The organism is Paenibacillus sp. PSB04 (genome assembly GCF_025809195.1).
GTDB classification, from domain to species: Bacteria; Bacillota; Bacilli; order Paenibacillales; family Paenibacillaceae; genus Paenibacillus_AQ; species Paenibacillus_AQ favisporus.
The window spans coordinates 6276114-6291142 of the sequence record NZ_CP081301.1 but is presented as its reverse complement, the minus strand read 5'-3'; the positions used below and the strand labels follow the sequence as shown (position 1 = coordinate 6291142).

19 protein-coding genes are annotated in these 15029 nt (G+C 53.7%); all 19 read left to right on the top strand.

Annotation, left to right across the window (positions count from 1 at the left end):
• The first annotated feature begins 11 nt into the window (after positions 1-11).
• The gene (fliG, locus tag K2F33_RS28930) at positions 12-1028 is read left to right on the top strand and encodes a flagellar motor switch protein FliG (protein WP_076168160.1); all 1017 of its coding nucleotides are present in this window, start codon (positions 12-14) and stop codon (positions 1026-1028) included.
• Positions 1021-1866 (top strand): FliH/SctL family protein, encoded by an 846-nt coding sequence (locus K2F33_RS28925; RefSeq protein ID WP_076168158.1) that lies wholly within the window; start codon positions 1021-1023, stop codon positions 1864-1866. The genes fliG and K2F33_RS28925 overlap by 8 nt, the downstream gene beginning before the upstream one ends.
• Positions 1853-3172 (top strand): flagellar protein export ATPase FliI, encoded by a 1320-nt coding sequence (gene fliI, locus K2F33_RS28920; RefSeq protein ID WP_076168156.1) that lies wholly within the window; start codon positions 1853-1855, stop codon positions 3170-3172. The genes K2F33_RS28925 and fliI overlap by 14 nt, the downstream gene beginning before the upstream one ends.
• Before the next feature lie 9 nt (positions 3173-3181).
• Positions 3182-3631, top strand: coding sequence for a flagellar export protein FliJ (gene fliJ, locus K2F33_RS28915; protein ID WP_263880261.1), 450 nt, complete (start codon positions 3182-3184; stop codon positions 3629-3631).
• A gap of 42 nt (positions 3632-3673) precedes the next feature.
• Positions 3674-4609, top strand: a complete 936-nt coding sequence (locus K2F33_RS28910) for a MotE family protein (RefSeq protein WP_089546543.1) — start codon at positions 3674-3676, stop codon at positions 4607-4609.
• Between the two features lie 78 nt (positions 4610-4687).
• Entirely contained in the window at positions 4688-6154 is a 1467-nt protein-coding gene (locus K2F33_RS28905; RefSeq protein WP_263880260.1) for a flagellar hook-length control protein FliK, read from the top strand.
• Between the two features lie 18 nt (positions 6155-6172).
• Positions 6173-6799, top strand: coding sequence for a flagellar hook capping FlgD N-terminal domain-containing protein (locus tag K2F33_RS28900; protein ID WP_212983212.1), 627 nt, complete (start codon positions 6173-6175; stop codon positions 6797-6799).
• Positions 6796-7185: a TIGR02530 family flagellar biosynthesis protein gene (locus K2F33_RS28895; protein WP_116231250.1), complete on the top strand. Its 390-nt coding sequence runs from the start codon at positions 6796-6798 to the stop codon at positions 7183-7185. The genes K2F33_RS28900 and K2F33_RS28895 overlap by 4 nt, the downstream gene beginning before the upstream one ends.
• Positions 7186-7268: 83 nt before the next feature.
• On the top strand, positions 7269-8087 hold the full coding sequence (gene flgG / locus K2F33_RS28890; RefSeq protein WP_094593773.1) for a flagellar basal body rod protein FlgG: 819 nt from the start codon (positions 7269-7271) through the stop codon (positions 8085-8087).
• A 56-nt stretch (positions 8088-8143) separates the two neighbouring features.
• Complete coding sequence (locus K2F33_RS28885) at positions 8144-8368, top strand: flagellar FlbD family protein (RefSeq protein ID WP_076168142.1); 225 nt, start codon at positions 8144-8146, stop codon at positions 8366-8368.
• Positions 8365-8832, top strand: coding sequence for a flagellar basal body-associated FliL family protein (locus K2F33_RS28880; RefSeq protein WP_076168140.1), 468 nt, complete (start codon positions 8365-8367; stop codon positions 8830-8832). Before K2F33_RS28885 ends, K2F33_RS28880 begins: the two co-directional genes overlap by 4 nt.
• A gap of 34 nt (positions 8833-8866) precedes the next feature.
• Entirely contained in the window at positions 8867-9865 is a 999-nt protein-coding gene (gene fliM / locus K2F33_RS28875) for a flagellar motor switch protein FliM (protein ID WP_076168138.1), read from the top strand.
• Positions 9855-11129, top strand: a complete 1275-nt coding sequence (fliY, locus tag K2F33_RS28870) for a flagellar motor switch phosphatase FliY (protein WP_076168136.1) — start codon at positions 9855-9857, stop codon at positions 11127-11129. The genes fliM and fliY overlap by 11 nt, the downstream gene beginning before the upstream one ends.
• A gap of 26 nt (positions 11130-11155) precedes the next feature.
• Positions 11156-11521, top strand: a complete 366-nt coding sequence (locus K2F33_RS28865) for a response regulator (RefSeq protein ID WP_076168133.1) — start codon at positions 11156-11158, stop codon at positions 11519-11521.
• 8 nt (positions 11522-11529) lie between these two features.
• Positions 11530-12063, top strand: a complete 534-nt coding sequence (locus tag K2F33_RS28860; protein WP_076168131.1) for a flagellar biosynthetic protein FliO — start codon at positions 11530-11532, stop codon at positions 12061-12063.
• Positions 12060-12812, top strand: coding sequence for a flagellar type III secretion system pore protein FliP (gene fliP / locus K2F33_RS28855; RefSeq protein WP_089546549.1), 753 nt, complete (start codon positions 12060-12062; stop codon positions 12810-12812). The genes K2F33_RS28860 and fliP overlap by 4 nt, the downstream gene beginning before the upstream one ends.
• Before the next feature lie 32 nt (positions 12813-12844).
• Positions 12845-13114 carry a flagellar biosynthesis protein FliQ gene (gene fliQ, locus K2F33_RS28850; RefSeq protein WP_076168126.1) on the top strand — a complete coding sequence of 90 codons (270 nt, stop codon included), beginning with the start codon at positions 12845-12847 and terminating at the stop codon, positions 13112-13114.
• 12 nt (positions 13115-13126) lie between these two features.
• Positions 13127-13915, top strand: coding sequence for a flagellar biosynthetic protein FliR (gene fliR / locus K2F33_RS28845; protein ID WP_089546550.1), 789 nt, complete (start codon positions 13127-13129; stop codon positions 13913-13915).
• Positions 13916-13937: 22 nt separating this feature from the next.
• Positions 13938-15026: a flagellar biosynthesis protein FlhB gene (gene flhB, locus K2F33_RS28840; protein WP_240913006.1), complete on the top strand. Its 1089-nt coding sequence runs from the start codon at positions 13938-13940 to the stop codon at positions 15024-15026.
• The last annotated feature ends 3 nt before the right edge of the window (positions 15027-15029 follow it).

Genomic DNA, 15029 nt, shown 5'->3' with positions numbered 1-15029 from the left:
GGGGTGGATTTATGGCAAAAGCAAACAGCCAGGCACTGAGCGGGCGCCAAAAAGCGGCCATCCTGCTCATTACGCTGGGACCGGAAGTGTCCGCACAAATTTTCAAGCACTTGCGTGACGACGAGATCGAGCAGCTGACGCTGGAAATCGCCAATGTGCGCAAAGTGGACAGTGTGGAAAAGGACCTCATTATGTCCGAGTTTCATCAAATCTGTCTGGCCCAGGAATATATTTCGCAGGGCGGCATCAACTACGCCAAGGAAATTCTTGAAAAGGCGCTCGGCTCGCAAAAAGCGCTGGAGGTCATCAACCGTCTGACGGCGACGCTGCAGGTGCGCCCGTTCGATTTTGCCCGCAAAGCGGATCCGAACCAGATTTTGAACTTTATACAGAACGAAAATGCTCAGACGATCGCCCTGGTGCTGTCCTACCTGCAATTTGAGCAGGCGGCGGCGATTCTGTCCTCCCTGCCGCAGGAAAAGCAGGCGGATGTGGCAAGAAGAATCGCGGTTATGGACAGCACATCACCTGAAGTTATCGCCCAGGTAGAGCGCGTGCTGGAGCAGAAACTGTCGGCGACCGTGACACAGGATTACACGAATGCCGGCGGCATCGAATCGATCGTCCAGATTTTGAACGGGGTCGACCGGGGAACCGAACGAACGATCCTCGATTCGCTCGAAATTCAGGATCCGGAGCTGGCCGAAGAAATCAAGAAGAGAATGTTCGTATTCGAGGATATCGTCAACGTCGACAACCGTTCCATTCAGCGGATCATCCGCGACATCGAGAACGCCGACCTTCAGCTTGCCCTCAAGGTGGCGAGCGAAGAGGTGCGGGACGTCATTTTCCGCAACATGTCCAAGCGGATGGCCGAAACCTTCAAGGAAGAGATGGAATATATGGGGCCAGTGCGGCTGCGTGACGTCGAAGAAGCTCAGACCCGCATCGTAGGCACCATCCGCAGACTGGAAGAAGCCGGGGAAATTATCATCGCCCGCGGCGGAGGAGATGACATCATTGTCTAATTTGATTAAATCTTCGCAGTACGTACCGGTGGAAGCCCTCAAACGGCTGGATCTGGCAAGGCACTATGCGCTTCCGGAGCAGGATGAGGTAAACAATGAAGTAAAGATTGAAGAGATCCGGGCCCAGGCGGATGAAGAGAGCAAACGGCTCAGCCAGGAAATGCTGCAGGATGCCAAGGAGTTCGCGGAGCGTCACATCCGTGAGGCGTCTGAAGAGGCGCAGCGGATACTGGCCGAGAACGAGGAGAAGATCAATGCCTGGTGGCAGGAGCGCAGGGAGCAGGACGAGCACTTGATCGAGGCCGTGAAGTCGGAAGGCTACGCGGAAGGATACCGGGAAGGCGCTGAGAAAGCGGAAGCGGATCTTGCGGCCAAGCTTCAGGAAATGATGGCCGAAGCCCAGTCGGTTTTGCGGCATGCCTATATGATCAAGGAGCAGATCATTCAGGAAGCCGAGCCCTTTCTCGTAGATCTGAGCTGTGCCATCGCCGAGAAGGTGATCGACAAGCAGCTGACCGTGGACCGGGATTATGCGATCGATCTTATCCGGAAGAACTTGTCCCGCAAACGGGAGCAGGGTGTGATTACGCTTTGCGTGGCGCCGGAGCATTTCGCTTTTGTCCAGGCGGCCCGGGAAGAGCTGAGCGTGGCGATCGATTCGCAAGCGGAGCTGCAAATCCTGCCGGATGCTACAGTCCATGATCACGGCTGCGTCATCCGCTCCTCGTTCGGCAGCGTCGACGCACGCGTGGAAACACAGCTGACCGAAATCAAAAAAGAGCTGATACGTATCGCTCTGGACGAAGGGGAACGGAGAGACCAAAATGAAGGTGCTTGACAGCGGACGGTATATGGAGCATTTGCGGAACATTGATCCGGTCCGGATCAACGGGAAAGTCACCCAGGTCATCGGACTGATGGTCGAGTCGGAAGGCCCGGACGCCAGCGTCGGAGACGTCTGCTACATTTATCCGAGCAAAGGCGCCAAGCCGCTGCAGGCGGAGGTTGTCGGTTTCCGCGACAACAAGGTTCTGCTCATGCCGCTCGGCGAGCTGCAGTCGATCGGACCAGGGTGCGATGTGGTCGGCACGGGCAAGCCGCTAAGCGTTCAGGTAGGCTCCGAGCTGCTTGGCAAGGTGCTGGACGGTTTGGGGCAGCCGCTCGACGGCTCCCTGATTCCTACCCGAATGCCGCACAGCTCGACGTATAACACGCCGCCGAACCCGCTGAACCGGCCCCGGGTGCTGGAGCCGATCAGCATTGGCGTACGGGCCATCGATGGCCTGCTGACCATCGGCAAAGGGCAGCGTGTCGGGATCTTCGCCGGATCCGGCGTCGGGAAAAGTACGCTGATGGGCATGATCGCGCGCAACACCGCGGCGGATGTCAATGTGATCGCGCTCATTGGCGAGCGGGGACGGGAAGTGCTCGATTTTATCGAGCGCGACCTGGGCCCTGAAGGGCTGCAGCGATCGGTGGTCATCGTGGCCACCTCCGACCAGCCTGCGCTGATCCGGATCAAGGGAGCGCTGATCGCGACGACGATCGCTGAGTATTTCCGGGACCGGGGCATGAACGTCATGCTGATGATGGATTCCGTGACGCGGTATGCGATGGCGCAGCGGGAAGTGGGGCTGGCGATCGGCGAACCGCCGGCGATGCGCGGTTATACGCCGTCGGTGTTCGCGAGCCTGCCGAAGCTGCTCGAACGGGCGGGGACAGGGCCGCAAGGTTCCATTACCGCCTTTTACACCGTGCTCGTCGACGGCGACGACATGAATGAGCCGATCGCGGATGCGGTGCGGGGAATCCTGGACGGGCACATCGTGCTGAACCGGGGTATCGCGAACAAGGGCCATTTTCCCGCGATCGACGTGCTTGCCAGCATCAGCCGGGTGATGAAGGATATTGCGCCGCGCGAGCAGACGGACGCTGCGGATAATTTGAAGCGGCTGATGGCTGTCTATAAAGAGTCCGAAGATCTGATCAACATCGGCGCTTACCAAAAAGGCTCGAACGAGCAAATCGATGAAGCCATCGATTCCATCCAGGCCATCTGGGATTTTACCAAGCAGCGCGTAGACGAAAAAGTGACGCTGGAGCAGGTTCAAGAACGTTTGATTTCCGAATTTTCAAGGAGATGACCATAAGGGATGAGATTTCAGTACGCGTTCCAAAAAATTGTCGACCTCAAAAGCAACGAACGTACCCAGGCGGAATGGATGCTGTCCAGCGCCATCGGCAAGCTTCAGGCGGAAGAAAAGTCGCTGGGGGAGCTGCTGGATATCCGGGAGAGCATGGTCAAGCAGCTTCAGGAAGCTGCCGGCCAATGCGTTCCTGTCTCCATGATTCAGGAAATTCAGGCGTATGTCGAATATTTGGACCAATGCATACGGATGAAGCATGTGGATGTGAAAAGAGCCAATATGAAGGTTCAGATACAGCAGAAGCATTTGTCCACAAAGATGCTGGATGAAAACGTCTGGTTAAAAGCGCGGGACAAAGCAAAGACGGCATTTCAGCAGCAGGCGCTCCTGCATGAGCAGAACGAGCTTGACGAGATGGCGACCGTACGGTTTGCCATGGGCGCTAGGGCGAGATGAGTGAACGTGATATAGAGCTGCTGGCTTGGGGGTGGAACAACTGTGGCAAGAACAGGTTTTGAAGAATTAGAGAAAGAATCAACAGGGGGATTTGAACGGTTTTTGTTTCTTGTTATACCAATCATCTTTACGGTGGTGCTCCTGGGCGTGCTTCTGATGCTGCTGAACACCAACGTTCGGAACGAAGTGCTCGGTGTTGCCAACAAAATTCCGGTTGTGAAAAACTGGGTCCCTGACCCGGTCAAGGATCCGGCAGCGGCCAAGCTGGACAAAACGAAAGCACAGGTGGAGAGCGCGACCGCTACGATCAAGGAGCTGAAAAGCCAGCTGGAAGCCAAGGAAGCGGACCTTCAGAAGGCTAAGGAAGACCAGAAGCAGCAGGACAGTAAAATCAAATCGCTGCAGACGCAGATCGATCAGCTCCAAGAGAGCAGCGCGCAGTCTACGGATGCACAGGCGGGAAATACCGCCGACGATTACGAGAAGCAGGTCAAAAACCTGGCGAAAATGTACGCCGGCATGAGCCCGAGCAAAGCGGCGCCGATTCTGCAGAATATGACCACGGAAGAGGTCGTTCAGCTGCTTAGCGCTATGGATGCGGACAGCCGAATGAACATCCTCGCCAAGATGGATCCGAAGATGGCGGCGGATATCACGCTGAAAATGAAGGATTCCGTATCGTCCAGCGATTTGGCGATCGCGGCGCTTCAGTCCAGAGTGAACAAGGACAGCGCCGCGCAGACGACACCGTCGTCAACCGGGCTGGACAAGGCTCAAATCAGCCAGACGTTCGGGTCGATGAACGCGGACAGCGCGGCCAATCTGCTGCTGGCCATGTACAAGATCAGTCCGGACAAAGTACTGACGATTCTAGGCGCAGTGGCAGATTCGACACGGTCAAGCATTTTGGATTCGATGAGCAAAACAGACCAGAAGACGAGCGCTGTCATTCTCAACAAGCTGCTAAGCAGCAAGTAGTGATTCTTTTCAACCAGAGCTTCTTTTCAACAGAGTACTTGAATGTAGTACTGCACGCGAAAGGAGGTGAAAACAAAGATGAGCCTGATATTTCAAAACATTTCCGCAGGTGCGTCAGCCGGAGCGAAGACAGCGGGAACAAGCGGCGGTGCGGCAAACGCCTCGGCGGGAACGGCACTGGTACCGGCATTTGGAGTCTCGTTGACTCAGCTGATGACAGGTACAGCAGGCGGTTCGCAGGAAGCTTCGGCCATGAACGGCGCGGCGTCACTTTTGGAAGGACTGCTGAAAAATGCTCAAACGACGGCGGTTCAAGGGAACGGGGACAGTGATGAGCAGAACACCGCAGCCCTGCTGCAGAGCCTTCTTCTGGATGTCGATCAGCTGGATGAAGCGATTGCCGAAGACCCTGAAGTGCTGAGCGCCCTGCAAAGCTGGATTCAGCAGGTAACCACCTTGCTGCTGAACGTTCAAGGAAACGGCGAAGCACAGCCTGAAGACACCCCGGCTAATGAGGGCGATCAAGCCTTGACGGCACTGGCCAGCCACCCGGCGACGGCACGGTTTGCCGCACAGGATGCGTTGGCCCAGCTGATCACGGTGCTGCAGCAGCCAAATACGGGGGCGGACACCACGGCGCAGGCTGCAGAACTGCTGGAAACGTTCCATAACCTGGTTCAGAACGCCACAGCTCCTGGGAAAAGCAAACCGGCGGCTCTGGTCAAGGACTCGGAATCGGCAGCGCCACAGGATACGGCACCAATATTCCAGCCTAAAGCGGAAGGACAAGCCAGCCGCATCTCCGCGTTGCTGGAAGCGATCCGGCAGCAGCCGGCAGGCGATACTGCATCCGCTGCAAGCGGCAAGGCCGTGCTGAGTACGATCTTGACAAGACAGCAGCCGAATGCCGATGCGCAAACAGCAGCATCTGCTGCAAGCCCTTCTTCCGGAGAAGAGGTGGAAGCGGCGGCGAAGCCGGAGGATCCGCTTTCCAGCCAGACGACGGTAACGGCAGGACATCTCGTGATGAAAGAAGGCATTCAGTCGCCTCATAAAGCAGCGGCGCCAGCGGTGCCCGTTACGCAGTTTGCCAAAGAAATGAGCACATTTGTCGTAAACAAGCTGGAAATCGTGAAGCAAGAAGGCATCTCGGAAGCGAAAATATCGCTGTACCCGGAACACCTGGGCCAGGTCGACATTAAGCTGACGATGCAAAACGGACAGCTCGTTGCCCAATTTACGACCGAGCACGCCGGAGCCAAGGATTTGCTGGAACAGCAGATGAGTCAGCTCCGCAGTACGCTGCAATCGCAGGGTGTGCAGGTTGAGAAACTTGTGGTAACGCAAAACCCTTCGCTGCAGTCCCAAATGTATCACGACGGCCGTCAATCCCAATCGGGTCAGCAGCAGCCGAACCGCCGGCAAAAGGACAAGGACGCTTCCTCCGAAGATGCCTTGACCGTGGCTGAGCTGGGAGACGAGCTGAATGAATGGCTTGCCCGGCAGCAGGCGGACCAAGGAAATACGTTTACAGCCAAAGCGTAAAAACGGAGGTGAACAACCATGTCAGATATCGTATCGACAAGCAACATTTGGCCTAACTACTCGGCTTCCAACGTGCAGAAGGCCAGCACGAAGACGCAGACGCTCGGCAAGGACCAGTTTCTGAGCATTCTGGTGACCCAGCTTAAAAACCAGGATCCGATGCAGCCGATGGAAGACAAGGAATTTATCGCCCAGATGGCCCAATTCACCTCGGTCGAGCAGCTGATGAACATATCCAGCCAGCTGAACGCCATGAGTCAGTCCCTTGGCAACGTATCAGGACTGATCGGCAAACAGATCAGCTGGGTCGATAGCGGAAGCAGCTCCGATCAATCAGGCGAAAGTACGTCTGAGATCAAAACGGGCATCGTGGATTCGATTATCGTCAAGGACGGCGTTCAGTACGCTTCCGTCGGGTCGGTAGCGATTCCGATTACGAAGATCGTCGAAATCATGAATGCCAAGCAGGAAGAGGGTACTCCTCCGGCTGATACCGAAACGCCATCAACTGACGGTGCGTCGAATGCGGGCGGCACGGCAGAAGGTTCTGCGGGCAGCGCCTCTGAAACCGGAGAGACAGGCGCCGAGGCAGCAAGCGCAGCGGCAGGAGAGGGCACGACAGGCGGGAACGGGGAATCGGCATGAACGAACGGATGACGATCGGACAGCTCTATCCCGGAAGGATATATCCGGCAGCACCCGTCAAGACTTCGAAACCGGCCGCAACGCCGGACGCCTCGTCCCAGACGTCATTTGATGAACTGCTGCAGGGAAGCCTGCTCAAGTTCAGCAATCATGCGGCCAAGCGGCTGGAGCAAAGAGGGATCGAGATCAAAGGGGAACAGCTGGACAAGCTGAACCAAGCCGTTGAAAAGGCTGCCGCCAAAGGCAGCAAGGAATCGCTGATCCTGATGAAGGATATGGCGCTCATCGTCAACGTTCCTAACCGGACGGTCGTGACGGCGATGGACGGCAAATCCATGAAAGACAACGTGTTTACCCAAATCGACAGCGCGGTCGTGCTGTCGTAAGCTGGCTGGCCCGAACCGGAAAGCCAGGGAACTGCTGACCGACTGACGCAGTTCATTTCACAAACCTAGGAGGAAACAGACCAATGTTGAGATCGATGTATTCAGGCGTTTCAGGGATGCGCGGATTCCAAACCAAGCTCGACGTAATCGGCAACAATATCGCCAATGTCAACACGACGGGGTTTAAATCCGGCCGGGTCATGTTTAAGGATGTTATGAGCCAGACCGTATCGGGCGTGACAGCGCCGGACGGAACAGACCAAGCCGGAGTTAATGCCAAGCAGATTGGTCTCGGCGTGTCCATCGGTTCGATTGATACCGTTCATACGGCTGGAAGCGCGATGACCACCAACGTTCCTACAGACCTGCGGATCGACGGAGACGGATTCTTTCTTATTAAACTGTCAGGCGATCAGGAAACACCATTTCTGACCCGCGCCGGTGACTTCCATGTGGATGCGCAAAAAAATCTGGTGACTTCAGATGGGATGTTCGTTTGTGATTCCGATGGAACTCCTATTACTCTTCAAGCGGAGACCGTTTCATTCTCGATTTCCCAAGATGGAACCATTATTCAGAAACTGGCTGACGGGACTACCGATAATGGAACGATTATAGGTGTGGGTAAGGTGACGAACCCGGAAGGTCTAGAGAAAATCGGCGGTAACCTGTACCGGATGACTTTGAACGCCAACGATGGTGGAACGCTTACCCCTACAACGGGGAATGACGCAGATGCAGGAACTGGCGCAATCGTAGCCGGGCAGTTGGAAATGTCCAACGTTGACCTGACCGGCGAATTCACCGAAATGATCGTCGCCCAGCGCGGCTTCCAGGCGAATTCCCGGATCATTACGACCTCTGACGAAGTTCTGCAGGAAATTGTCAATCTGAAGCGTTAGTAGAGTGAAGTGACGGGGGAGGCCTGTCCTCCTCCGATTTCCATAGGAGGCCTGCTATGATTTTAGTTACCCGGTTAAACGGCTCACCATTATGGCTGAATGCCCTGCTTATCGAAACAGTGGAAGAAACGCCGGACACGTATATTACCCTGGTTACGGGCAAACGAATGATTGTTTTGGAAAAAGCGGCGGAAGTCATTTCCCTGGTGAAGCAATACAATCAGGAAATCGGCGTTCACAACGCAACTATTAAAGTGCAACAAACGGAGGAATCCCCATGAAAAAGATGCTGCCCTGGCTAATAACGATACTGCTGGCGATTACACTGATCGTGCTTGCCGCATTTTTGCTGATGGATAAATATTTCGGGAGCAGTTCAAACGAAACGAAATCGGCCGCCCAAACGATCGAGGCTCCAAAATTATCGGCAGACGAGCTTGTGGAAATCACTTCGGAGATTACGGATATCAAGACCAATCTCGCGGATCAGGATTATATCGTATTGATGAATTTTGCGTTCCAATTGAACGACAAAAAATCGAAGGAAGAATTCGATAAGATCAAAGAATTCGAGATCAAGCCCATCATTATTAAGACGCTCGCCGATACGAGACCCGAGGAACTGAAGGGCTCCAAAGGAAAAGACCAATTAAGCGCAAAATTGATCAATCTGATCAATAAAACCTTGACACGAGGGAAACTGACGCAAATCTCCATCACGAACTTTGTTTTGACGCCGCTGTAACATAACGACCGGAAACCGTAAGGGGGTGAGATGATTGGTTGATGTATTATCGCAAAATGAGATTGACGCCCTGCTCGCCGCACTGTCGTCCGGTGAAATGGATGCGGAGGAACTTAAAAAAGAAGAGACCCAGAAAAAAATCCGTTCCTATGATTTCAAGCGGGCCGTCCGCTTTTCCAAGGATCATATCCGAAGTCTGACACGGATTCATGAAAATTTCGCGCGTTATCTGACGACCTATTTTTCCGCACAGCTGCGGACGTTTGTTCAAATTAACGTGGTTCAGGTCGAGCAGCTTCCTTATGACGAATTTATCCGCTCGATTCCGAAGATGACGATTCTCAATATTTTTGAGGCGGAACCTTTGAAAGGAAGAATGGTGCTGGAGGTACACCCCAACGTGGCCTATGCCATGCTGGACCGGCTGCTGGGCGGAGTCGGAAACGCTCCTTCCAAAATCAACTCGCTCACCGAAATCGAAACGACGATCATGGAGCGGATTTTCAGCCGGGCGTTCGAGAGCTTGGCGGAAGCGTGGAAAACGGTGCTCGATATCTCCCCACGGATGGAAGCGATGGAGACGAATCCGCAGTTTATGCAGATCGTCTCACCGAACGAAACCATCGCCCTGATTTCGCTCAGCACCAAAATCGGCGATACGACGGGCATGATCAACCTCTGTATTCCACATGTAGTGCTGGAGCCGATCATGTCGAAGCTCTCGGCCCATCAGTGGTTTGTATCGGAGAAGAAGTCCAGCGTGCCGGAGGAAGCCGAGTCGCTCAAAAACCGGATCAGCCAAGCCAAGCTGAGCATGATCGCCGAGCTTGGGGAGTCTTATATCTCCGTATCCGAGTTTTTGGGATTGAATGTAGGGGACGTCATCAGCCTGGCCAAGCCGGTACATTCGGGACTGAAAATCAAGGTTGGTGACCGGTTGAAGTTTATAGGAAGCCCGGGTACCGTCAAAGACCGCGTGGCCGTGCAAATCGACGAAATTGTCAGCGAAGGAGCTGAGGAACTTGACGAGTAAAGATTATTTATCCCAGGAAGAGATCGACGCCCTGCTGAAACAGACCGAAGCGGCCGACTTCTCCCGAAATGCGGGTTCGACGGTAGACGATTATTTAACGCCTCTGGAGCAGGATGCACTGGGAGAGATCGGCAACATTACGTTTGGCAGTGCAGCCACCGCACTTTCGACGCTGCTGGGCAAGAAGGTGGATATTACGACGCCGAAGGTGTCTATCATTACCCGCAGCCAGTTTGAGGAAGAGTTCCCCAAGCCCCATGTGGCTGTTCATGTCACGTATGTGGACGGTTTTGAAGGGATCAACTCTTTGGTCATTAAAACGCGTGACGCGCAGGTCATCGCCGACCTGATGCTGGGCGGAGAAGGTGATCCGCAGGATGCGGAGCTGAACGAAATCCATATCAGCGCGGTTCAGGAAGCGATGAACCAAATGATGGGCTCTTCGGCCACTTCGATGTCGACGATATTTAACCGGTTCGTCAATATTTCGCCGCCAGGCATCGACATTCTGGACATGGCCAACGGCGACGGGGTCAACAGCCTGCCTTCCGAGCAAACGCTGATCAAGATCTCTTTCCGGCTCAAAATCGGAGAATTGATCGATTCCACGATCATGCAGCTGCTTCCGGTCCAGTTCGCCAAGGATATGGTCAGCATGCTGATTCATGGTTCGGACGAGGCGGAGCAGTCGATGCAGCAGGCGGCTCCAGCGGTTGAAGCGCCTGAGCGGCCGGCATCTCAGCCTGAGGCCTCTTACCCGCCTCCGACAGCCAGTCAGCCGGCTCCGCAGCAGCAGGATTATGGAATGCCGTCCGGCGCGCCGGGCTACGGTGCTCCAGCTGCCGGGATGCCCGCTTCCATGCCGGGGCAAGCGTACGATCCGAACATGCAGAATCCTTATGCGGCCATGCCGCAGCATTACGGGTCTATGCCTAACCGCAACGTCAACGTGCAGCCCGTGCAATTTGCGAATTTACAAGGTGGCTCGTTCGGCCAGGTCGATCAAAATAATTTAAACTTATTGATGGACATTCCTCTTAAAGTCACCGTAGAATTAGGAAGGACCCAGAAGCAAATTAAGGATATCCTGGAAATGTCTCAAGGTTCAATCATCGAACTGGACAAGCTGGCGGGCGAGCCGGTTGACATCCTGATCAACAACAAGCTGATCGCTAAAGGCGAGGTTGTCGTTATCGATGAAAACTTCGGGGTGCGTGTCACGGATATTCTCAGCCAGTGGGACCGAATACAAAAATTACAATAGCAAAATTTAGGGAGGATTTTTAATCAATGGCAAATCGAATTCTTATCGTGGATGACGCTGCATTTATGAGAATGATGATCCGTGATATTTTGACTAAAAACGGTTTTGAGGTAGTCGGAGAGGCCCAGGACGGATCCCAGGCGATCGAGAAGTTTAAAGAGCTTCGTCCGGACCTGATTACGATGGATATTACGATGCCGGAAATGGACGGGATCGCCGCGCTGAAAGAAATCAAAAAGATCGACCCGGCCGCGAAGGTCATCATGTGCTCCGCCATGGGACAGCAGGCGATGGTCATCGACGCCATCCAAGCAGGCGCGAAGGATTTTATCGTCAAACCGTTCCAGACCGACCGCGTTATTGAAGCCATCAATAAGACGCTGGGAGTTTAGGACTTTAGATGAGTAATCCAGATACGCCGCTTCCCGGCTCCGGTAATTACGCTCTCAGCCTGGTTTATGTCATCATCGTCCTGGCGGTGATTATTGCACTCATTATTCTTCTGATCCGTTTTCTCGGCCGGAAAAATAAAACTTGGTTCAGCAGCCGTTCGATCCGGACGCTGGGGGCTGTCGGGCTGGGGCCGAACAAATCGCTCCAGGTCATTGAAATCGGCAGCAGCGTATATTTGGTCGGCGTAGGCGAAGATATTCGCCTCGTCGATAAAATTACCGACCCTGACGAGGTCGCCGTCATCCTGGCATCGTTTGAACAGGATCCGGCATACTCGCAGAACGGGTTATCGCCATTGGTGGCCAAGCTTGCTGCAAAGCTGCGCAAAACGGGACCGGTATCCGAGGAGATCAGCCTGGAGGAAACGCCGGAATTTCATGAAGTATTTGACGAGAAGCTGCGCCGGATGTCAAACCGTAAAGAGAAGATGGAAGAGCTCCTGCGGGAAGACAATACTACAGATCGGTTGAGGGAGCCATGAAAAAGAAGGTTTTGTTCGTTTGTATCATCGTTACATTGATCAGCCTGCTCTCGGTGACGGCCGCCTTTGCGGATCCGATACCGAATATCGATATCCAGGTAGGGGACTCCGGAGGGAAGCCAAGCACCAGCTCGCTCTCGATTCTGCTTCTCATCACGGTCATCAGCATCGCGCCGGCGCTGCTTGTGCTGATGACCAGTTTTACGCGGATCGTGATTGTGCTCGGTTTTGTCAGAACGTCGCTTGGAACTCAGCAGATGCCCCCTAACCAGGTCATCGTAGGGCTGGCTCTTTTTTTGACGCTGTTTGTCATGACGCCAACCTTTTCCTCCATCAACGATGTGGCCCTGCAGCCGTATTTAAAAGGAGAACTGACACAGACGCAGGCTTTGGACAAAGCGGCGGAACCGATGAAAAAGTTCATGTTCTCCAACACAAGGGAGAAGGACCTGCTGCTGTTTATGAAATATACCAAGATCGAAAAGCCGAATACCTACAAGGACATTCCGCTCACGGTCATGGTGCCGGCGTTCGCGATCAGCGAGCTCAAAACGGCCTTTCAGATGGGATTCATGATCTTTATTCCTTTTCTCATTATAGATATCGTCGTATCCAGTACCTTGATGGCGATGGGCATGATGATGCTCCCGCCGGTCATGATCTCGCTGCCGTTTAAAATTTTGCTGTTTGTGCTGGTGGACGGTTGGTATTTGGTCGTCAAGTCGCTGCTGATGAGCTTTAATACCTGAATGAGTATGAAGAAGGGGCGGGATGTTCAGCCATGAATTCGGAATTTATTATCGGTCTCGCCGGCCAGGCGGTATATACCGTGCTGAAGGTCAGTGCGCCCATGCTGCTGCTGGGGCTCATCGTCGGTCTGGTGATCAGCATTTTCCAGGCGACAACCCAAATTCAGGAGCAGACGCTGGCATTTGTGCCAAAGATCGTGGCCGTACTGCTGGCGATTCTTTTCTTTGGGCCATGGATTCTGACGACGCTGGTGGACTTCACTTTTAACATTTTGGACAACTTGTACAAATATATCGGATAGGCGGACTTATTCATGAACATGCTGCTGGAAAGTCTGCCGGTTTTTATGCTTATTTTTTGTCGAATTACAGCCTTTTTTGTTGTCGTTCCGGTGCTTTCTTCCAAAGGAGTCCCGAATATTTTCAAAATAGGCATCGCTTTTTTCGTATCTGCGCTTGTGTACCTAACTTATGGCGTGCATCAGAGCGTTCCGGCAGATGTGACGTACGTCCTCCTGATCATCAGGGAAGTGCTGATCGGGCTGCTGCTCGGATTCGTTGCCTATGTGCTGTTTATGGTGATCCAGACGGCCGGCTCCTTCATCGACATCCAGATCGGCTTCGGGATCGCGAACGTGCTGGATCCAATGACGGGCACCTCAGCGCCAATGCTGGGCAACTTCAAGTACATGTTCGCCCTGCTGCTGTTTCTGACGATGAACGGGCATCACTATTTGCTGGACGGCATCATCCGGAGCTATGACTGGGTTCCGCTTTCCAACGAGTTGTTTATGAGAATGGCGGATGGCAGCTTGTCGGAATTTTTGATCAAGACGTTCGGCCAGTCGTTTGTCCTTGCCTTTCAAATGTCGGCTCCGCTCGTCACGGCGCTGTTCCTGACAGACATCGGGCTGGGATTTCTGGCACGCACCGCACCGCAGTTCAACGTATTTGCCGTCGGGATGCCGCTGAAAATTATTGTCGGACTGATGATTCTGTTTTTGCTGGTACCGAGCTTTTCCTATATTTTCGGCGACTTGTTCGGAATCATGTTTGAGTCGATGCAGACGCTTCTGGGGATTATCGGTCACAAGCCTGCGTAATGTGAGGATGGAGGGAAGGAACGTGTCCTACAGGTATCCCCTGGATCTGCAGCTGTTTGGCGGAGAAAAAACCGAAAAAGCGACCCCGAAAAAGCGGCAGGATACCCGGAAAAAGGGCCAGGTCGCCAAAAGCCAGGATTTAACCGGTGCGGTCGTTCTGCTGGCTTCCTTTTTCAGCCTTCTCATGTTCGGCTCATCGTTCAAGGAGCGGCTTGTCGGACTGTTCAAGGACATTTTTCTGAACCGCCTGACCATGGATTTGTCGATTAACAACGTCATGAGCCTCGCCGTGGAATACGGCATCGACATTTTGCTGCTGCTGGCGCCGGTGTTTCTTACCGTCGTCGTCATGGCGCTCGCCGCCAATTTGATGCAGGTCGGTTTCATGCTGACGGGGGAATCGCTGAAGCCCAAATTCAGCAAGCTGGACCCGATCAAGGGGTTTAAAAATATATTCTCGGTCCGTTCTCTGGTCGAGTTCGCGAAATCGATCTTAAAGCTGGTGATCATCGGCTTTCTCGTTTATCAAACGCTTAGAGGAGCTATCGCGGATATCGGCAAGCTGTCCGAGGTTAATATTGAGAAGACGTTTCATTTTGTGGCCAGTTTGACGATGACGCTCGGCCTAAAAATAGGGGCCGCCCTGTTTGTGATGGCCGCACTGGATTTTTTGTATCAAAAGTATGAGTTCGAGAAAAGCATTCGGATGTCGAAACAGGACATTAAAGATGAGTATAAAAAAATGGAGGGGGATCCGCTGATCAAGGGGAAGATCAGGGAGCGGCAGCGCCGGATGGCGATGCAGCGGATGATGCAGGAAGTGCCGAAGGCCGACGTCGTCATCACGAACCCGACCCACTTCGCGGTGGCCCTGAAGTACGAGGGCTCGAACATGGAAGCCCCGCAAATCGTAGCCAAAGGGCAGGATTTTGTGGCTCTGCGGATCAAGGAGATCGCCAAAGAAAACGGCGTGATTACGATGGAAAACAAGCCGCTGGCCCGGGCGCTGTTTCAAAGGGCGGAGATCGGGGACTCGATTCCCGCCGATTTGTTTCAAGCCGTGGCTGAAGTACTGGCTTATGTATATAAATTAAAAGGCAAAGTGAGATAAGGG